This window comes from Microbacterium sp. NPDC056044, from assembly GCF_042267145.1.
Lineage (GTDB): Bacteria > Actinomycetota > Actinomycetes > Actinomycetales > Microbacteriaceae > Microbacterium.
The window spans coordinates 619,013-637,178 of sequence record NZ_JBHJWZ010000001.1 but is presented as its reverse complement, the minus strand read 5'-3'; the positions used below and the strand labels follow the sequence as shown (position 1 = coordinate 637,178).

Annotated in this window: 19 protein-coding genes; 14 read left to right on the top strand and 5 right to left on the bottom strand. The window is 70.7% G+C overall.

The genetic code is table 11. The annotated features are described in order from the left end of the window. Positions 1-18 precede the first annotated feature (18 nt). From dnaJ to era, 7 genes are read left to right on the top strand one after another with little or no spacing between them, the layout of a single operon-like run. Positions 19-1,131 carry a molecular chaperone DnaJ gene (gene dnaJ, locus ACFC1I_RS03025; RefSeq protein ID WP_376006382.1) on the top strand — a complete coding sequence of 371 codons (1,113 nt, stop codon included), beginning with the start codon at positions 19-21 and terminating at the stop codon, positions 1,129-1,131. Positions 1,132-1,134: 3 nt separating this feature from the next. Beyond that, positions 1,135-1,872 carry a 16S rRNA (uracil(1498)-N(3))-methyltransferase gene (locus ACFC1I_RS03020; protein ID WP_376006381.1) on the top strand — a complete coding sequence of 246 codons (738 nt, stop codon included), beginning with the start codon at positions 1,135-1,137 and terminating at the stop codon, positions 1,870-1,872. Positions 1,873-1,923: 51 nt separating this feature from the next. Next, positions 1,924-2,271 carry an HIT domain-containing protein gene (locus tag ACFC1I_RS03015; protein ID WP_376006380.1) on the top strand — a complete coding sequence of 116 codons (348 nt, stop codon included), beginning with the start codon at positions 1,924-1,926 and terminating at the stop codon, positions 2,269-2,271. A 52-nt stretch (positions 2,272-2,323) separates the two neighbouring features. Then, positions 2,324-3,355: a PhoH family protein gene (locus ACFC1I_RS03010; RefSeq protein ID WP_376006765.1), complete on the top strand. Its 1,032-nt coding sequence runs from the start codon at positions 2,324-2,326 to the stop codon at positions 3,353-3,355. Next, positions 3,352-3,822, top strand: a complete 471-nt coding sequence (gene ybeY, locus ACFC1I_RS03005; protein WP_376006379.1) for an rRNA maturation RNase YbeY — start codon at positions 3,352-3,354, stop codon at positions 3,820-3,822. Before ACFC1I_RS03010 ends, ybeY begins: the two co-directional genes overlap by 4 nt. Then, positions 3,819-5,171, top strand: a complete 1,353-nt coding sequence (locus tag ACFC1I_RS03000; RefSeq protein WP_376006378.1) for a hemolysin family protein — start codon at positions 3,819-3,821, stop codon at positions 5,169-5,171. Before ybeY ends, ACFC1I_RS03000 begins: the two co-directional genes overlap by 4 nt. Continuing rightward, positions 5,168-6,112 (top strand): GTPase Era, encoded by a 945-nt coding sequence (gene era / locus ACFC1I_RS02995; RefSeq protein ID WP_376006377.1) that lies wholly within the window; start codon positions 5,168-5,170, stop codon positions 6,110-6,112. Before ACFC1I_RS03000 ends, era begins: the two co-directional genes overlap by 4 nt. 12 nt (positions 6,113-6,124) lie before the next feature. Here era and ACFC1I_RS02990 read toward each other — a convergent pair whose 3' ends face one another. Then, positions 6,125-6,751: a hypothetical protein gene (locus ACFC1I_RS02990; protein ID WP_376006376.1), complete on the bottom strand. Its 627-nt coding sequence runs from the start codon at positions 6,749-6,751 to the stop codon at positions 6,125-6,127. Between the two features lie 260 nt (positions 6,752-7,011). On the opposite strand from ACFC1I_RS02990, the gene leuA reads away from it, so the two are divergent. Beyond that, the gene (gene leuA / locus ACFC1I_RS02985; RefSeq protein ID WP_376006375.1) at positions 7,012-8,772 is read left to right on the top strand and encodes a 2-isopropylmalate synthase; all 1,761 of its coding nucleotides are present in this window, start codon (positions 7,012-7,014) and stop codon (positions 8,770-8,772) included. 85 nt (positions 8,773-8,857) lie between these two features. Here the strand turns inward: leuA and ACFC1I_RS02980 are convergent, their stop codons facing one another. The 3 genes from ACFC1I_RS02980 to ACFC1I_RS02970 are packed head-to-tail and all read right to left on the bottom strand — an operon-like array spanning position 8,858 to position 10,712. Then, positions 8,858-9,544, bottom strand: coding sequence for a trimeric intracellular cation channel family protein (locus tag ACFC1I_RS02980; protein ID WP_376006374.1), 687 nt, complete (start codon positions 9,542-9,544; stop codon positions 8,858-8,860). 20 nt (positions 9,545-9,564) lie between these two features. Beyond that, positions 9,565-10,233: a hypothetical protein gene (locus ACFC1I_RS02975; RefSeq protein ID WP_376006373.1), complete on the bottom strand. Its 669-nt coding sequence runs from the start codon at positions 10,231-10,233 to the stop codon at positions 9,565-9,567. Continuing rightward, positions 10,230-10,712, bottom strand: coding sequence for a MarR family winged helix-turn-helix transcriptional regulator (locus ACFC1I_RS02970; protein WP_376006372.1), 483 nt, complete (start codon positions 10,710-10,712; stop codon positions 10,230-10,232). The genes ACFC1I_RS02975 and ACFC1I_RS02970 overlap by 4 nt, the downstream gene beginning before the upstream one ends. Positions 10,713-10,788: 76 nt before the next feature. Here ACFC1I_RS02970 and recO point away from each other — a divergent pair, with 76 nt between their 5' ends. From recO to ACFC1I_RS02955, 3 genes are all read left to right on the top strand, one after another. Next, the gene (gene recO, locus ACFC1I_RS02965; RefSeq protein WP_376006371.1) at positions 10,789-11,532 is read left to right on the top strand and encodes a DNA repair protein RecO; all 744 of its coding nucleotides are present in this window, start codon (positions 10,789-10,791) and stop codon (positions 11,530-11,532) included. Further along, positions 11,529-12,341 carry an isoprenyl transferase gene (locus tag ACFC1I_RS02960; RefSeq protein ID WP_376006370.1) on the top strand — a complete coding sequence of 271 codons (813 nt, stop codon included), beginning with the start codon at positions 11,529-11,531 and terminating at the stop codon, positions 12,339-12,341. Before recO ends, ACFC1I_RS02960 begins: the two co-directional genes overlap by 4 nt. 83 nt (positions 12,342-12,424) lie before the next feature. Then, positions 12,425-13,105, top strand: coding sequence for a DsbA family protein (locus tag ACFC1I_RS02955; RefSeq protein WP_376006369.1), 681 nt, complete (start codon positions 12,425-12,427; stop codon positions 13,103-13,105). Between the two features lie 63 nt (positions 13,106-13,168). Here the strand turns inward: ACFC1I_RS02955 and ACFC1I_RS02950 are convergent, their stop codons facing one another. Further along, positions 13,169-13,672 (bottom strand): glutathione peroxidase, encoded by a 504-nt coding sequence (locus ACFC1I_RS02950; protein WP_376006368.1) that lies wholly within the window; start codon positions 13,670-13,672, stop codon positions 13,169-13,171. Between the two features lie 67 nt (positions 13,673-13,739). Here ACFC1I_RS02950 and dusB point away from each other — a divergent pair, with 67 nt between their 5' ends. Genes dusB through dnaG form a run of 3 tightly spaced genes read left to right on the top strand, consistent with a single transcriptional unit; the run spans position 13,740 to position 18,134 of the window. Then, positions 13,740-14,915 carry a tRNA dihydrouridine synthase DusB gene (gene dusB, locus ACFC1I_RS02945; protein ID WP_376006367.1) on the top strand — a complete coding sequence of 392 codons (1,176 nt, stop codon included), beginning with the start codon at positions 13,740-13,742 and terminating at the stop codon, positions 14,913-14,915. Next, positions 14,905-16,263, top strand: coding sequence for a deoxyguanosinetriphosphate triphosphohydrolase (locus ACFC1I_RS02940; protein ID WP_376006366.1), 1,359 nt, complete (start codon positions 14,905-14,907; stop codon positions 16,261-16,263). The genes dusB and ACFC1I_RS02940 overlap by 11 nt, the downstream gene beginning before the upstream one ends. Then, positions 16,263-18,134, top strand: coding sequence for a DNA primase (gene dnaG, locus ACFC1I_RS02935; protein WP_376006365.1), 1,872 nt, complete (start codon positions 16,263-16,265; stop codon positions 18,132-18,134). Before ACFC1I_RS02940 ends, dnaG begins: the two co-directional genes overlap by 1 nt. The last annotated feature ends 32 nt before the right edge of the window (positions 18,135-18,166 follow it).

Sequence of the window (18,166 nt, the reverse complement as noted above, 5' to 3'; positions counted from 1 at the left end):
CGCGGCAGGAAGGCGAAAGTGGCTGACCACTACGAGGTCCTCGGCGTCGCACGCGACGCCTCCACCGACGAGATCAAGAAGGCGTACCGGCGGCTGGCCCGGCAGCTGCACCCGGATGTGAACCCGGGGGAGGAGGCGTCCGAGCGATTCAAGCTCGTGACGCACGCGTACGACGTGCTGAGCGACCCCGAGCAGCGCGCCCGCTACGACATGGGCGGGAACGAATCGCCGTTCGGCGGCGCGGGCGGCTTCGGCGGCTTCAACGACATCTTCGAGACGTTCTTCGGGGCGGCCGGCGGCTCGCGCGGCGGGCGCCCCCGGTCGCGCCGCGAGCGCGGCCAGGACGCGCTCGTGCGGGTCACGCTCGAGCTCGGCGACGTCGTTTTCGGCACGCACCGCGACATCGAGGTCGACACCGCCGTGGTGTGCGAGACCTGCCAGGGCTCGTGCTGCCAGCCGGGCACCAGCCCGGTCACGTGCGACATCTGCCACGGCACCGGCAACGTGCAGCGACAGGTCCGCAGCCTCCTCGGCAACGTCGTCACGACGCAGCCGTGCAACGTGTGCCAGGGCTACGGCACGACGATCCCGTACCCGTGCGCCACGTGCCAGGGCCAGGGCCGCGTCCGGGCGCGCCGCACCGTGTCGCTCGACATCCCCGCGGGCGTCGAGACGGGCCTGCGCCTCCAGCTTCCCGGCTCGGGCGAGGTCGGGCAGGCCGGCGGCCCCAACGGCGACCTCTACATCGAGGTGACCGTCCAGCCGCACGAGGTGTTCAGCCGCGACGGCGACGACCTGCTGGCGACGCTCGAGGTGTCGATGCCCGACGCGATCCTCGGCACCACCACGACGATCCAGTCGCTCGACGGCGCCGTCGACCTCGAGGTGCGGCCGGGCGTGCAGGCCGGCGACATCCTCACGATCAAGGGCCGCGGCATCACACCGCTGCGCGGCTCGCAGCGCGGCGACCTCAAGGTCGGCGTGCACGTGGTCACACCGACGCGCCTCGACCACAAGGAGCGCGCCCTCATCGAGGAGTTCGCCAAGCGGACCAAGGCGCCCTCCCCGAAGCTCGCCGAGTTCCACCAGGGCCTGTTCGCCAAGCTGCGCGACCGCTTCCGGAACGGCTGACCCGTGGCCCTCCACTTCCTCCTCGACCCGCCCGTCGACGCCGCCGCGGGCGACACGGTCACGCTCACCGGCGCGGAGGCCCACCACGCCTCCACCGTCCGCCGGGTGCGGGTCGGCGAGGAGGTGACGGTCGGCGACGGCCGCGGCGCCTGGCTCACGGGCGCCGTCGAGTCGGTGGCGCCGCGCGAGGTCGTGGTGCGCATCGACGGACGGACGGATGCCGCGCCCCCGCGCCCGCGCATCGTGCTCGTGCAGGCGCTGGCCAAGGGCGATCGCGACGAGCTCGCGGTCCAGGCGGCGACCGAGCTCGGCGTCGACGAGATCGTGCCGTGGCAGGCGGCGCGGAGCGTCTCGCGATGGGACGCCGCCAAGGCGGCGAAGGGCCGGGCGCGGTGGGCGACCATCGTGCGGGAGGCCGCGAAGCAGGCGCACCGCGCGTGGGTGCCGGAGGTGGCGGAGCTGACCTCGACCGCCGCGTTGGCGCGCCGGGCCGCAGCATCCATCGTCCTGATCCTGGAACCGACGGCGACCGAGCCGCTCAGCGGGCTCGCGGTCGAGGCCGCTGAAGAGCGCGACATCGTGCTCGTCGTCGGACCCGAGGGCGGCATCGCCCCGGAGGAGCTCGAGACGCTCGCCGCGGCCGGTGCACGGCTCGTGCGCCTCGGCGACACCGTGCTGCGCACCTCGACCGCGGGCCCCGCGGCGCTGGCCGTCGTCAGCACGGCGCTCGGCCGCTGGTGAACCCCGCGCCTCAGCCGTCCCCGCCCGCACCCCCGTCGGTAGACTTGCGGCATGAGTGAACCGTCGATCTTCACGCGCATCCTGGACGGCGAGATCCCGTCCGAGATCATCGCAGAGACCGAGAACGCATTCGCCATCCGTGACATCGCCCCGAAGGCGCCCGTGCACCTGCTGGTGATCCCCAAGACCGACGAGTACCGCAACGTCGTCGAGCTCGCCGCCGGCGACCCCGACCTCATGGCAGAACTCGTGGGCCTTGCCAACACCGTCGCCGCCGAGCACTCGGACGGCGACTTCCGCCTGGTCTTCAACACCGGCCCGCACGCGGGCCAGACCATCTTCCACGTGCACGCCCATGTGCTCGCGGGAGGCCTCGAAGAGAAGAGCCTCGGTGCCTGATCAACCTTCCCCTGAGACCGTGAGCGACCACGTCGAGGTCGACGGCGTCGCGATGGTGCAGCTGCTGGGTCCTCAGGACCGCCTGCTGCGGGTCGTCGAGAAGGAGCATCCGGATGTCGATGTGCATGTGCGGGGCAACGAGATCACCCTCACCGGCGAGGCGCCGGCCGTCGCGGCGGCCCGGACGCTGGTCGACGAACTCATCGCGATGACCAAGGCGGGCCAGTCGCTCGGCGAGGACGACGTCGCCTCGTCGAACCGCATCCTGCGCAGCGACGGCGGCCCCCGCCCCTCCGAGGTGCTGGGGGAGGCGATCCTCTCGTCGCGCGGCAAGGTGATCCGCCCGAAGACCCTCGGCCAGAAGGCGTACGTCGACGCCATCGAAGAGAACACGATCGTGTTCGGCATCGGCCCCGCCGGCACCGGCAAGACGTACCTCGCGATGGCGAAGGCCGTCCAGGCGCTGCAGCGCAAGGAGGTCGACCGGATCATCCTGACCCGCCCGGCCGTCGAAGCTGGCGAACGGCTCGGGTTCCTGCCCGGCACGCTCACCGACAAGATCGATCCGTACCTGCGCCCCCTGTACGACGCGCTCAACGAGATGATGGACCCCGAGATCGTCCCCAAGCTCATGGCGACGGGCACGATCGAGGTCGCGCCGCTGGCGTACATGCGCGGCCGCACGCTCAACAACTCGTTCGTCGTGCTCGACGAGGCGCAGAACACCACGCCCGAGCAGATGAAGATGTTCCTCACGCGGCTCGGGTTCGGCACGCGCATGGTCGTCACCGGCGACATCACGCAGATCGACCTGCCGCAGGGTGCGTCGGGCCTCCGGCTCGTCACGCGGGTGCTCGACAGCATCGACGACATCCACTTCTCGTACCTGACCAGCGAGGACGTCGTGCGCCACTCCCTCGTCGGCCGCATCGTCGACGCGTACAGCGAGTACGACGAGCGCCGCATCGCCGCGCGTCGCGAGCGGGACGAGGCATCCGAATTCGCCAACCGCGCCGAGCGGCGCGCCGGCATCGCCCGCAGCGGCGGACCCCGTGACCACCTTCCGAAGCGAGGACGCCCATGACCATCGAGATCGGCAACGAGTCCGGGATCGCCGTCGACGAGACGGTGCTGCTGCGCCTCATGGAGCACAACCTCGCGGAGCTGCATGTCAGCCCCGACGCCGACGTCGCGATCCTGCTCGTCGACGAGGGCGCGATGGAGGCGCTGCACGTCCAGTGGATGGACGAGCCCGGCCCCACCGACGTGCTGAGCTTCCCCATGGACGAGCTGCGTCCGGGCACCGATGACGCCCCCACGCCCGCGGGCCTGCTGGGCGACATCGTGCTGTGCCCGCAGGTCGCCGAGACGCAGGCGGTGGCCGCCAAGCACTCGACGCTCGACGAGCTCATCCTCCTGACGACGCACGGCCTGCTGCACCTGCTCGGCTTCGACCACGCCGAGCCGGAAGAGGAGCGCGAGATGTTCGGACTGCAGCGCGAGCTCATCACGTCGTTCCAAGCGTCCGAACGCCGACGACCTCGCGCATGACCGCCGCCCTCCTTCTCGTCGCCGCGGCGCTGCTGCTCGCGTTCGGCGCTCTCATGGTCGCGATCGACGCGGCACTCAGCGTCACGTCCCGGGCGGACCTCGCCGAGCTCGGCGCGGGCGGCCGCAACGCCGTGTCGCTGCAGAAGATCGCCGACGACCCCGATGCCCATGCCAACGCGGTGGTCTTCATCCGCGTGCTGGCCGAGACGAGCGCCGCGGTGCTCGTGACCGTCGCGTTCGTGGACCTGTTCAACAGCATCTGGTGGGCCATGCTCGCCGCCGCCGTGCTGATGACCGGCATCTCGTACGTCGTGGTGGGCGCGAGCCCGCGCACGGTGGGCAGGCTCCACGCCAAGGGGCTCCTGCGCGGCGCCGCGCCGATCGTCCGCGGGGTGCGCATCATCCTCGGACCCCTCGCACACGGTCTCGTGGCTCTCGGCACCCGCATCACGCCGGGCTCGTCGCGGGGCTCGTCGTTCGCCTCGGAGGAGCAGCTGCTCAGCATCATCGACGAGGCCGCCGAGAACGAGCTCATCGAGCAGGACGACCGCGAGCTCATCCACTCGGTGTTCGATTTCACCGACACGTTCGTGCGCGCCGTCATGGTGCCCCGCACCGACATGGTGACGGTGGATGCCTCGACCTCGACGCGTGAGGCGATGACGATCTTCCTCGAGAAGGGCGTCTCGCGCGTGCCGATCGTCGACGACGACGCCGACGACGTCGTGGGCGTGCTGTACCTCAAGGACCTCGTGCAGTTCGGGTTCCGCGACGAGACCGGCTGGCGGGACGCCCCGATCAGCCGGATCGCGCGGCCCGCGGTGTTCGTGCCCGAGTCGATGAAGGCCGAGACCCTTCTGCAGCAGATGAAGCGGGACGCGGTGCATGTGTGCCTGGTCATCGACGAGTACGGCGGCGTGTCCGGCCTCGTGACACTCGAGGACCTCATCGAGGAGCTTGTCGGCGACATCTCGGACGAATACGACGCGCGCGCCGACGAGGTTACCGAGCTCGAGCCCGGTCATTACCGGGTCAGCGCCCGGCTGGGCCTGGACGAGGTCGGCGACCTCTTCGGCCTCGAGCTCGAGGACGAGGACGTCGACTCCATCGGCGGGCTCCTCGGCAAGGCCCTGGGCCGGGTGCCGCAGCCGGGCGCCACAGCTGAGTACGCCGGCCTCGTGCTCACCGGCGGCGCGTCGCGCGGACGCGGGCGCGGCATCTCGACGGTCTTCGTCGAGCGCGGCGACCCCGCGCTCGACCTGGGCCGGTCGCCCCGCACCGGCGAGATCCGCATCGTGAGCCCGCGCACCGGCGAGATCCGGCTGCCCCGGAAGGAAGAGACATCATGACCGAGAACGAGCCCACCCCGGCGGCCGAGCCCGACCCGACCCCCGCGGCTGCGGAGGGACGTTCCGGCTTCGTCACGTTCGTCGGCCGCCCGAACGTCGGCAAGTCGACCCTCACGAACGCCCTGGTCGGCGAGAAGGTCGCCATCACCAGCGACAAGCCGCAGACGACCCGCCGCGCGATCCGCGGGATTCTGAACCGGCCCGCCGGTCAGCTCGTCATCGTCGACACGCCCGGTCTCCACAAGCCCCGGACGCTCCTCGGCCAGCGCCTCAACGACCTCGTCGAGCAGGTTCTCGGCGATGTCGACGTGATCGGCTTCTGCGTGCCCGCGACCGAGAAGGTCGGCCCCGGCGACCGCCGCATCGCGGAGTCGCTCAGCGGCTACGGCCGCGCCAAGAAGGTCGCGATCGTCACCAAGACCGATGCCGCGTCCCGTGACCAGATCACCGAGCGGCTCATGGAGGTCGACAGCCTCCGCGAGGACTGGGCGGCCGTCATCCCGCTGTCGGCGCTCACCCGGGACCAGCTCGACGTGCTGAGCGACGAGCTGCTCTCGCTCATGCCGGAAGGCCCCGCGCTGTACCCGGAGGGCGTCGTCACCGACGAGTCGACCGAGGACCGCATCGCCGAGATCATCCGCGAGGCGGCCCTCGACGGCGTGCGCGACGAGCTGCCGCACTCGATCGCGGTCGTGGTGCAGGAGGTGGAGCCCCGCGAGGACTCCGACCTCACCGACATCTACGCCGACATCGTCGTGGAGCGCGACAGCCAGAAGGGCATCATCATCGGGCACAAGGGCTCGCGCTTGCGCGACGTCGGCGCCCGCGCCCGCGCCCAGATCGAGCCGCTCGTCGGCACCAAGGTGTTCCTCAAGCTGCACGTGCGCATCGCCAAGGAGTGGCAGCGCGACCCCAAGCAGCTCGGCCGTCTCGGCTTCTGACGCGGCCGGCTCTCAGCCGCCGACCTCGGTGATCGCGGAGCGGATGACGACGGTGTCGGCGCCGTACGCCGCGTTCGCGGCATCCTGCCAGCTGCCGTCGTCCCAGACCACGTCGACCCACAGCCAGCCGTCCTGCGGATACGAGGCCAGGTAGGCGTCGCCGAGCTTGCCGGGGAGTTCGTCCTGGATGGCGGTGAGCATCGTCTCGTCGCCGGCGCCGGGCTTGCCACCCGTCGGGGCCTCCGGCCGGACAGGATCGAAGAGCGCGAGGAGGATCGGCGGCTCGGTTGACGTGAACGTCTCGCCGTCGTACGTGCCGCGCACGGCATACGCGCCCCATGTCACATCCCCCGAGGACTCCGCCCCCTCGATGCCGTCCCACGACCACCCCTCGAGGGGGAGTCCGGAGCACTGCGGCGGATACGACTCCGCGACCGCGCCCAGGCACAGCTGCACGTCGCCCGCGGTGTCGAGCACGGTGCCGGTGGCGACGACCTCACCCTCGGGCGGGATCGGCGTGACGACACCGAACGACGGCGGCGGCGTCCCGCCGGGACTCGCGCTCGCACACGCGGCGGCGCCGAGCAGGACGAAGGCGGCGGTGGCGGCGATGCCGACCGGACGACGAAGACCTCTCATGTCTCGATGGTGTCGCATCCGCGCCGATCGTCTCACAGGCGTCGGCGGCGGCATCCGTTCGTCATGTGTTCGCTGACTGCCCGGAACGGGGTGTAGCCTGATGGCATGCGCTTCGGCGGGCTTCTCCTTCTTAGCCGCCGCGACGAGACCTCGTTCTAGGGCCTTCCTCGTCGCGGAGCTTTGTGTTGGCCCGCATCATCAGGCACTGAGCCACCCCGATCGGGCTGAGGCTCGGAACTCACGAGAGAAGCGACGACATCATGGAGAACACCCAGAAGCCCTCGGGCCTGCCGACCCACAAGTATCGGCCGTTCCACGAGCAGATCACCGTCGATCTGCCCGACCGCACCTGGCCCGACCAGCGCATCACGACCGCACCCCGCTGGTGCGCCGTCGACCTCCGCGACGGCAACCAGGCGCTCATCGATCCGATGAGCCCCGAGCGCAAGCGCATCATGTTCGACCTTCTGGTGAAGATGGGCTACAAGGAGATCGAGGTCGGCTTCCCGTCGGCAAGCCAGACCGACTTCGACTTCGTGCGCCAGCTCGTCGAAGAGGACCTGATCCCCGAAGACGTCACGATCCAGGTGCTGACGCAGGCCCGCGAGCACCTGATCGAGCGCACGTACGAGTCCATCGCCGGCGCCAAGCAGGCGATCGTGCACCTGTACAACTCGACGAGCACGCTCCAGCGCGAAGTCGTCTTCCGCACCGACGAGCAGGGCATCATCGACATCGCCCTCGAGGGCGCGCGCCTGTGCCGCGAGTTCGAGAAGCGCATCCCCGAGACGAAGGTCTACTACGAGTACTCGCCCGAGAGCTACACCGGCACCGAGCTCGAGTTCGCGCTGAACGTCTGCAACCAGGTCATCGAGATCTTCGAGCCGACGCCCGAGCGCAAGGTCATCATCAACCTGCCCGCGACGGTCGAGATGGCGACGCCGAACGTCTACGCCGACTCGATCGAATGGATGAGCCGCCGCCTCGCGCACCGCGAGAACGTCATCCTGTCGCTGCACCCGCACAACGACCGCGGCACCGCGATCGCGGCGGCGGAGCTCGGCTACATGGCCGGCGCCGACCGCATCGAGGGCTGCCTGTTCGGCAACGGCGAGCGGACGGGCAACGTCGACCTGGTCGCGCTCGGCATCAACCTCTTCACGCAGGGCATCGATCCGCAGATCGACTTCAGCGACATCGACCAGGTCAAGCGCACGGTCGAGTACTGCAACCAGCTGCCCGTTCACGAGCGCAGCCCGTGGGCCGGCGACCTGGTGTTCACCGCCTTCAGCGGCTCGCACCAGGACGCGATCAAGAAGGGCTTCGAGGCGATGGAGGCCCGCGCCGCGGCCGCCGGCGTCAGCGTCGACGAGATCGAGTGGGCGGTGCCGTACCTGCCGATCGACCCCAAGGACCTGGGCCGTTCGTACGAGGCGGTCATCCGCGTCAACTCGCAGTCGGGCAAGGGCGGCGTCGCGTACCTGCTGAAGACCGACCACTCGCTGGATCTGCCCCGCAAGCTGCAGATCGACTTCTCGGGCGTGGTCCAGGCGAAGACCGATGCCGAGGGCGGTGAGGTCACGAGCGACCAGATCTGGAAGATCTTCACCGACGAGTACCTGCCCTCCGAGGTCGCCGACGAGCGCTGGGGCCGCTTCGAGCTGCTGGCCACCAGCACCCGCAGCGACCTGTCGGGCGACGTCGCGCTCGACATCACGCTGCGCGACGGCGACGACCGGTTCGAGGCATCCGGTCGTGGCAACGGCCCGGTCGCCGCATTCCTCGAGATCATCCGCGCACAGGGGTTCGACGTGACGCTCTACGACTACGTCGAGCACGCCCTGAGCGCAGGCGGCGATGCGCAGGCGGCCGCCTACATCGAACTCCAGATCGATGGCGAGCGCCTCTGGGGCGTCGGCATCGACTCGGACATCTCGACCGCATCGCTGAAAGCGATCGTGTCGGGCGTGAACCGCGCCATCCGTACGCGGCAGCGCTCCGGAGCCCTCGCGGGCGTCTGAGCGCGAACCGTCGACGGGTGTGCGCGGGTGATCCCCGCGCGCGCCCGTCGGTGTTCGCCCACGGGCATCCGGGATGACGGATGCCTCAGGGCTTGACGATCGGGATCGTCGAGGTCTCGACAGCAACCTTGCGGCGGTAGAGCGCGCGCTGCTCCGGCAGCGAGATGTCGAAGATCACCGCGAGCAGACGGATCACCGTCGTCACGACGATGCCGATCGCGGCGGCGATGACCACGTTCACGCCGAGTTCCGCCGATGTCGCGAGGACGAGGCATCCGACTCCCGCAGCGACCGCGTAGAGCGAGCCCACGTGCATGATCGCGACCGGCAGGCCCATGATCACGTCGCGGAGGATGCCGCCGCCGACCGCCGCGCAGACGCCGACGAACACGGCGGGCACGAGCGGGAGCCCGAGCACGAGGGCCTTGCTGGTGCCGAAAGCCCCGAACAGTCCGATGACCAGGGCGTCGAGGCCGACGATGACGGCGTTGAGGCGCTGGAAGAGGCCGGCGAGCAGCATGCCGAACAGTGCGGCCCCGCCCGCCGTGAGCAGGTACCAGTTGCTCTGCAGCGTGGTCGGGGCGACGTTCAGCAGCAGATCGCGGATGAGACCGCCGCCCATGCCCATGACGATGCCGATGATCGCCACGCCGAGCATGTCGAGCCGGCGTTCGCCACGGAAGCCCGACGCGAACAGGGCGCCCTGGATGCCGCCGAGACCCACGGCGATGAGGTCGGCCCACAGGGGGATCACGAAGACCGGCTCGTTCACCCCTCCATTGTCGATGCCGATCACGGGATGTGAGTGCGCACCGCCGTCATGAACCCGTCGATGTCATCGACCCAGAGCCGCACCGCGTCGATGCGGAACCGGCCCTGCGGGACGCGCACCTCGAGCGGATGCTCGAGCTCGATCCTGACGTTGGCCTCGTTCGCCATGCGCACCGCGTACGTGCGCCCGCCCGGCTCGTCCCTCACCCGCGGCGCCTTCTCGACGACGGACCGGTCGCGCTCGACCGACCGGACGACCTCCCACGGCAGGTCGAGATCGAGTTCCGCGCCCTCGCGGACGCGGATGCCGTCGGGGCCGACCGCGTGCGGCCGCGTGAGATAGCCGAAGAGAAGCCCGAGCATCCACGTCACGCCCCAGATGCCGAGGATCAGCAGCGGGATCCGCACGTACGGCCATGGATGGACGATGACGTCGACGATCGGGATCTCGACGGCCGACAGCACGACGAAGATGACGAGGAGGGTCATCACGGGGGAGTGGTACGAGAACGCGCTCGCCCCCGCGGGCACACGCGGGCGGCGGAACACGAGCCGATAGATGCTCCGGTAGACGCCGAGCTCCATGATCCAGGCGCGCCGGGCGAACCGCCCGAGCCGGCGCGTCCCGTGCCCGCGTCGCGGGTCGGTGGGCGTGGCCGCGGTCTGCGCGGGAGGGTGGACGCCGGTCATGGTGTGTTCTCCAGGGGCCCGGCACGCCCGGCCTCGCTGGCCGCAGCATGCTCCGCGACGAGCGCGGTGAGCCTGGCCAGCACGTGCTGGAGCCCGATGACGGTGGCCTCAGCAGTGGCGGGATCCAATCCCTCGGTGAGCGCGGCACCGAACTCCTCGTGTTCTGCGTCCATGCGGGCCATGACGTCGCGCCCGCGCTCGGTGAGTGTCACGCGAACCGCCCGGCGATCCTGCGGGTGCGGTGTGCGCTGGGCGAACCCCGTCGCCTCGAGCGCGTCCACGAGCGTCGTGACGTTGCGGGGCGTGACCTGGAGCGCGGTCGCGATCTCGGCCTGCGTCCGGGGGCCCTGGTGGTGAATCACCCACAGCAGATGCACCCGCGCGCGCGTCAGCCCTCGTCGCTCGAGCTCGCGTTCCTCGTCGGCGGCGAGCACCGTGCTCAGTGCCAGCAGAGTGTCGAGAAGCTGAGTGTTGGACATAGTGAATATGGTACACGAGTGTGCGACACCGATCGATGAGGCCCCGCCCGACGATGCGAGCCGGGATAATTGACGCGTGCCCACCTACCGCGATGAAGTCGTGGTCCTGCGCACCCACAAGCTGGGGGAGGCCGACAGGATCGTGACGATGCTCAGCCGCCGCCACGGCAAGCTCCGCGCGGTCGCCAAGGGGGTGCGACGCACGTCGTCACGGTTCGGTGCGCGCCTCGAGCCGTTCATGGTCGCCGATGTGCAGCTCTACCAGGGGCGGTCGCTCGACATCGTGCAGCAGGCCGAATCGCTCGGCTCGTACGGCGCCGAGATCGTGGCCCACTACGACCGGTACACCTCGGCGCACGCCATGGTCGAGGCGGCCGACCGCCTGAACGAAGCGGAAGCCACCCCGCAGCAGTACCTGCTCCTCGTCGGCGGCCTGCGTGCGCTGTCGCGCGGCGAGCATGCCGCCCGCAGCGTGCTGGACTCCTACCTCCTCCGCGCGATGGCACTGTCGGGCTGGGCGCCGGGTCTCGGCGAGTGCGCGCTGTGCGGCCGCCGCGGTCCGCACGACATGTTCGTCGCTCAGCAGGGCGGCATCGTCTGCCGCGACTGCGCTCCCACCGGCGCCGCCCGCGTCGACGCCGCCACCGTGTCGCTCCTGCAGTCGCTGATGGCGGGGGAGTGGGACGTGGTGGATGCTGCGTCCCCGGGTTCGACGGCTGCCGCCTCGGGCCTCATCGCCGCCTATGCGCAGTGGCACCTCGAGCGCGGCATCCGTTCGCTCTCCCACGTCTCGGCAGCTCCGCAGGAAGGCCCCAGGTGACCCCGAAGCCCTACACGCACCGCGACGCGGTGCCGTATCGCCCGCTCGACTGGACCGGCGTCCACCCGCCGGAGTATCCGCGCGGCGCAGTGCCGAACCACATCGCCATCGTCATGGACGGCAACGGCCGCTGGGCCAACCGCCGTGGCCTCACGCGCATCGAGGGGCACAAGGCGGGGGAGGCCGCACTGCTCGACGTCGTCGCCGGCGCGATCCAGGCCGGGGTGAAGCACCTGTCGGTCTACGCGTTCTCGACCGAGAACTGGTCGCGGTCGCCCGACGAGGTGCGCTTCCTCATGGGCTACAACCGCGACGTGCTCCACCGCCGCCGCGATCAGCTCAACGAGTGGGGCGTGCGCATCCAGTGGGCGGGGCGGAAGCCGCGCCTGTGGGGAAGCGTCATCAAGGAGCTCCAGTTCGCGGAGCAGCTCACCACCGGCAACGACGTGCTGACGCTGACGATGTGCGTGAACTACGGCGGCCGCGTCGAGCTCGTCGACGCGATGCGCTCGATCGCCGACGACGTCGCGGCCGGCCGCCTCAAGCCCTCGGCGGTGTCGGAGAAGCTCATCCAGCGGCGCCTGTACCGCCCCGACATGCCGGATGTGGATCTGTTCCTCCGCTCGAGCGGCGAGCAGCGCACGTCGAACTTCCTGCTGTGGGAGTCCGCATACGCGGAGTTCGTGTTCCTCGACACGCTGTGGCCGGACTTCACCCGTGAGGACCTGTGGCACGGGATCGACGCCTACCTCGGCCGTGATCGCCGCTTCGGCGGCGCGGTGGACGCCCCGGACGCCGCGACCACCTGATCCGGGCGCCCGCTCCCTGGGCTTTCGGGAAGACCGACGCATTCGGCGGAATAGATGCGCGCAGGCGCGCGGTTGTCCTCAGCATGACGGACGTGATCAAGATCGACGTGTGGAGCGACATCGCCTGCCCGTGGTGCTACATCGGCAAGCGGAACCTCGAGAACGGGCTGGCTGCGGCATCCGCGGACGACGACGCCCCCGCCGTGGAGGTGACGTACCACTCGTTCGAGCTCTCGCCCGATACGCCCGTCGACTTCGAGGGCGATGAGCTCGACTTCCTCGCGAAGCACAAGGGCATGCCCCGCACGCAGGTGCAGCAGATGCTCGAGCGCGTGACCGGCGTCGCCGCCGACGCGGGGCTCGAGTACCGCTTCGACCTCCTCAAGCACACCAACACCGTGAAGGCCCACGAACTCCTGCACTTCGCGAAGGAGCAGGGGCGCCAGCTGGAGCTCGCCGAGCGCCTCATGTCCGCTTACTTCACCGAGGGGCGCCACCTCGGTCGCGAGGACGAGCTCGTCGACCTCGCGACGGATGCCGGGCTCGACGCCGATGCCGCGCGCGAGGCCCTGCAGAGCGGCCGCTACCTCGACGCGGTGCGTGCCGACCAGGCTCAGGCTGCCGCCTACGGCATCAACGGGGTGCCCTTCTTCGTGATCGACGGCAAGTACGGCGTGTCGGGCGCGCAGCCCGCCGACGCCTTCGCGCAGATCGTGCGGCAGGTGTGGTCCGAGCACCGCGAGCCCGCCGACGTCGACGCCTGACCCCCCGGCGAGACAACGGGCCCGCCGCGATGAATCGCGGCGGGCCCGTTCGGTGTCTCGGGGTCAGCGGGGCAGATTCGCCTCGATGACCTCGACGATGGCCGGGTCGTCTGGCTTGACGTTCGGCCGGAAGCGATGGATGCCGCCCTCCGGCGTCAGGACGAACTTCTCGAAGTTCCAGACGATCGGGCCCTTCTTGCCCTCGGTGTCCCGCGACTTCTTCAGCGCCTTGTAGACCGGGGCGGCGCCCGGGCCGTTCACCTTGATCTTGTCGAAGACCGGGAACGTCACCCCCCACGTCACCGAGCAGTACTCGAGGATCTCCTCCATCGAGCCCGGCTCCTGCCCCATGAACTGGTTGCAGGGGAAGCCCAGCACCGTGAAGCCGCGGTCGGCGTACGCGCGCTGCAGCTGCTCGAGCTGCTCGTACTGCGGTGTCAGGCCGCACTTCGACGCGACGTTGACGACCAGGAGGACCTGATCGCTGTAGTCGGCGAGGGTGGCGGTGCCGCCGTCGGCGGTGTCGAAGGGGATCTCGCGCAGGTCTGTGGCGGTGGCCTCGGTCATGCCCCCAGGCTAAGCCCTCCACATGGTGAGGAGGCCATTCAGCCAAGCGACGGATTCCTGTAAGAGAATGGAAGGCGTGACGACTGCCCTCGCCCCCGCGCGCGCTCTGCGCATCGGGCCCATCGAACTCGACGCCCCGGTGGTGCTCGCGCCGATGGCCGGCATCACCAACACCGCCTTCCGCCGGCTCTGCCGCGAATACGGCGCCGGTCTGTACGTCAGCGAGATGATCACGACGCGTGCGCTGGTGGAGCGCAACGCGACGACGATGCGCCTCATCACGCACCACGAGTCCGAGACGCCCCGCTCGATCCAGCTGTACGGCGTCGACCCCGCGACGACCGAGGCAGCCGTCCGGCTCCTCGTCGAAGAGGATCGTGCCGATCACATCGATCTGAATTTCGGATGCCCCGTCCCCAAGGTGACCCGCAAGGGCGGGGGAGCGGCGCTGCCCTGGAAGCTCGGCCTGTTCCGTGACATCGTGACGCGCGCGGCGCGCGCCGCCGGCGACATCCCGCTCACGGTCAAGATGCGCAAGGGCATCGACGCGGATCACCTCACCTACCTCGATGCCGGCCGCATCGCCGAAGATGCGGGTGTCGCCGCCGTCGCCCTGCACGCGCGCACCGCCTCGGAGTTCTACTCGGGCGAGGCCGACTGGTCGGCGATCGCCCAGCTCAAAGAAGCGGTCACGAGCGTTCCGGTCCTCGGCAACGGCGACATCTGGTCGGCCGACGACGCGGTGCGCATGATGGACGAGACGGGCTGCGACGGCGTCGTCGTCGGCCGCGGCTGCCTCGGGCGTCCCTGGCTGTTCGGCGACCTCGCCCGCGCGCTGGGCGGTCCCGGTGCGGCGCCGGCCGAGCCGATCGACGCGACGCTCGGCTTCGTCGCACGTGCGTTCCGCCGCCACGCGGAGCTGCTCGTGGAGTTCTTCGAAGACGAGGGCCGCGGCTGCCGCGACATCCGCAAGCACGTCGCCTGGTATTTCAAGGGCTACCCGGTGGGCGGCGAACTCCGCGCCAGCCTGGCGACCGCCTCCACCCTCGCCGAGATCGACGACCTGCTCGCCACGCTCGACCTGGCCGCCCCCTATCCGGGCGCGGCCGCCGAGGGTCAGCGCGGCCGGGCCGGCACGCCCAAGCGCCCCGCGCTGCCCGACCGCTGGCTGGAGTCGCGCGAGCTGAGCGCCGAGGCATCCACCGCCATCGCCGAAGCGGAACTCGACCACAGTGGCGGGTGATCTGGCCGGCGCGTCCGAGCGCCCTGTGGGCTACGACGACGCCGATGCCGCGCGTTTCCACGCCGAGCGCCACCGATCGCAGCGCGACGACTTCGCGCGCGACCGCGCGCGCGTGCTGCACTCGGCGGCGCTGCGCCGCCTCGCCGCGAAGACCCAGGTGCTGAGCCCTGCGAGCCCCGCCGACTTCGCGCGCAACCGCCTGACCCACTCGCTCGAGGTCGCCCAGGTCGGCCGCGAACTGGCGACGGCACTCGACCTCGCCGCCGACGTGGTCGACACCGCCTGCCTCAGCCACGACCTCGGCCACCCGCCGTTCGGCCACAACGGCGAACGCGCGCTCAACGAGTGGTCTGAGGACATCGGGGGCTTCGAGGGCAACGCGCAGACCCTCCGCATCCTCACGCGGCTCGAGCCCAAGGTGATCGACGCCGACGGGCAAAGCTTCGGCCTGAACCTGACGCGGGCGAGTCTCGACGCCGCCTGCAAGTACCCGTGGACCGTGGACCACCCGCTGCCCGATCCCGGTGGCCGGCTCAAGTTCGGCGTCTACCCCGAAGACGAGGCCGTGTTCCATTGGCTCCGCGAGGGCGCGCCGGGCCGGCTCCGCTGCATCGAGGCCGAGGTCATGGACCTCTCCGACGACATCGCGTACTCGGTCCACGATTTCGAGGACGCCGTCGTGAACGGCTACCTCGACCCGGCCCGCCTGGTCGATCCGCGCGAGCACGAGTGGCTCCTCACCGCGATCCAGTCGTGGGTCGGGTTCGACTTCGCGCGCGACGAGCTCGAGGACGCCCTGTTCCGGCTCACCCGCATGCCGGAGTGGATCGATTCGTTCGACGGCACGCGAGCCGCACTCGCTCGGCTCAAGAACCTCACCTCCGACCTCATCGGCCGCTTCGCGCGCGCCGCGACGACCGCCACGCGGGAGTCGTACGCATCGTCCGTGCTCACCCGGTACCGCGGGCACCTGATCGTGCCGCGCATCGTCGAGGCCGAGATGGCGGTGCTCAAGGGCATCATCGGCGCTGCCGTCGTGTCGATCGAGGGCCGTAAGGACCTGTACAAGGAGCAGCGGCGCGTCCTCAAGCGCCTCGCGACGGCCCTGTGGGAGCGCCCCGAGGCGCTCGACCCGCTCCACACCGAGGACTTCGCGGCGGCGGACACGGATGCTGCGCGCCGCCGTGTCGTCGTCGACCAGGTCGCGAGCCTCACCGATCAGCTCGCGATCGCATGGCACGGGTCGCTCGTCGCACCCGTGGACGCAGCATCCGTCGGCGTCTGGGCACCGGGCGCACGGCCCATGGACACGGCCTCACGCGCCTTCCGCGCTGCCGAGGCGCGCTGATGGCGGGGCGCATCCGCCAAGCGGACGTCGACGAGGTCAAGGCGCGCACGAACATCGCCGACATCATCGGGGAGCGCGTCGCGCTGAAGTCGGCCGGCGTGGGCTCGATGAAGGGCCTGTGCCCCTTCCACGACGAACGCAGCCCGAGCTTCAACGTGCGCCCCCAGGCGGGCTTCTACCACTGCTTCGGCTGCGGCGAGTCGGGCGACGTCTACTCGTTCCTGCGGGCGATGGACCACGTGACGTTCACCGAGGCGGTCGAGCGGCTGGCGGGCCGCATCGGCTACGCGCTGCATTACGAGGACGGCGGCGCCGCGCCCGAGCACACCGGCCGCGCGCGCCTGTACGCCGCGAACGCGGCGGCGGCGGAGTTCTTCCGGACTCAGCTCATGACCCCCGAGGCCGACATCGCGCGGCGCTTCCTCGGCCAGCGCGGCTTCGACGCGGGCGCCGCGGCCCATTTCGGCGTCGGGTTCGCCCCGAAGGGCTGGGAGGGCATGACCAAGGCGCTCCGCACGCAGGGCTTCACCGACGAGGAGCTCTCGTCCGCAGGCCTCGTGTCGCAGGGGCAGCGCGGCGTGTACGACCGCTTCCGCGGGCGCGTCGTGTGGCCGATCCGCGACGTCACCGGCCAGGTGATCGGGTTCGGGGCGCGGAAGCTCTTCGACGACGACAACGGCCCCAAGTACCTGAACACGCCCGAGACCACGATCTACAAGAAGGCGCAGGTGCTGTACGGGCTCGACCTCGCCAAGCGCGAGGTCTCGCGCCAGCATCAGGTCGTCGTCGTCGAGGGCTACACCGACGTGATGGCGTGCCACCTCGCCGGCATCACCACCGCGATCGCGACCTGCGGCACGGCCTTCGGTTCCGACCACATCACGGTGCTCCGGCGGGTGATGGGCGACGACTCCACTGCGGGCGAGGTCGTCTTCACCTTCGACCCGGACGCGGCGGGACAGAAGGCGGCGCTGCGCGCCTTCGCCGACGCCAAGCGCTTCAACGCCCAGACGTACGTGGCCACGGGGCCCGAGGGACTCGATCCGTGCGATCTGCGCCTCGCCCGCGGCGACGGCGCCGTGCGCGGCCTCCTCGAGACGAAGGTGCCGATGGTCGAGTTCGTGCTCGACCAGCGCATCGCGGGCTACGACCTGCGCAGCGTCGAGGGCCGAGTCGGTGCGCTGCGCACGGCGGCCCCGGTCGTCGCGGAGCTGCGGGATCCGCTGCTGCAGCCCGAGTACGTGCGCGTGCTCGCCCGGCGGCTCGGCATGGACACCGAGGACGTCCGCCGCGAGGTCGAGCGCGCGGGGCGGAGCGGCGCAACGGCCGGCGGTCGACGCGAGGCCGCGGCCGGCCCCGCCGACGCACCGCAGGCGCCGGTCGACGACGCGGCCCTTCGGGTCACACTCGCGACCCTTCCGCGCGTTCCCGATGTCGGGATCGAGCGCGACGCCCTCATGGGGGTGCTGCAGTTCGGTCACCGCATGGACCCGTCGCTCGTCGCCCGTGCGCTCGACCTGCCGTTCCGGCATCCGGCGCTCGACGCGGTGCGGGCGGCCGTCCGCGAGTCGCCGGGCATGCAGCGGCCCGGATGGGCGGTGGATGCCGTGGCCACCGTCCGCGAGCCCTATCGCTCGCTCGCTGCGGAGCTGCTCGCCGCCGACTTCCCTGCGCTGAACGACGACGAGGCGGTCTCCTCGGCGAGCGACCTCTCGCGACGGCTGGTGATGCGCGGTTTCGACCGCGACAAGGCAGAACTGCTCGGAGCGATCCAACGCGTGCCCGCCGACTCGGAAGAGGGCCGCGCGATCCGGCTGCGCCTGCGCGAGCTCGACGCCCAGCGCCAGGCGCTGGCCGACGGGGCGTCCTGATCGGCTCCCGCCGGCTGGCGTCGGCGCCCGCC

Bases quoted from the DNA above. Each gene is read 5' to 3' on its own strand.
- ACFC1I_RS03015 (WP_376006380.1), top strand. From the start codon at position 1,924: ATGAGTGAACCGTCGATCTTCACGCGCATCCTGGACGGCGAGATCCCG.
- ACFC1I_RS03010 (WP_376006765.1), top strand. From the start codon at position 2,324: ATGGTGCAGCTGCTGGGTCCTCAGGACCGCCTGCTGCGGGTCGTCGAG.
- ybeY (WP_376006379.1), top strand. From the start codon at position 3,352: ATGACCATCGAGATCGGCAACGAGTCCGGGATCGCCGTCGACGAGACG.
- ACFC1I_RS03000 (WP_376006378.1), top strand. From the start codon at position 3,819: ATGACCGCCGCCCTCCTTCTCGTCGCCGCGGCGCTGCTGCTCGCGTTC.
- era (WP_376006377.1), top strand. From the start codon at position 5,168: ATGACCGAGAACGAGCCCACCCCGGCGGCCGAGCCCGACCCGACCCCC.
- ACFC1I_RS02990 (WP_376006376.1), bottom strand. From the start codon at position 6,751: ATGAGAGGTCTTCGTCGTCCGGTCGGCATCGCCGCCACCGCCGCCTTC.
- leuA (WP_376006375.1), top strand. From the start codon at position 7,012: ATGGAGAACACCCAGAAGCCCTCGGGCCTGCCGACCCACAAGTATCGG.
- ACFC1I_RS02975 (WP_376006373.1), bottom strand. From the start codon at position 10,233: ATGACCGGCGTCCACCCTCCCGCGCAGACCGCGGCCACGCCCACCGAC.
- ACFC1I_RS02970 (WP_376006372.1), bottom strand. From the start codon at position 10,712: ATGTCCAACACTCAGCTTCTCGACACTCTGCTGGCACTGAGCACGGTG.
- ACFC1I_RS02955 (WP_376006369.1), top strand. From the start codon at position 12,425: ATGACGGACGTGATCAAGATCGACGTGTGGAGCGACATCGCCTGCCCG.
- ACFC1I_RS02950 (WP_376006368.1), bottom strand. From the start codon at position 13,672: ATGACCGAGGCCACCGCCACAGACCTGCGCGAGATCCCCTTCGACACC.
- dusB (WP_376006367.1), top strand. From the start codon at position 13,740: ATGGAAGGCGTGACGACTGCCCTCGCCCCCGCGCGCGCTCTGCGCATC.
- dnaG (WP_376006365.1), top strand. From the start codon at position 16,263: ATGGCGGGGCGCATCCGCCAAGCGGACGTCGACGAGGTCAAGGCGCGC.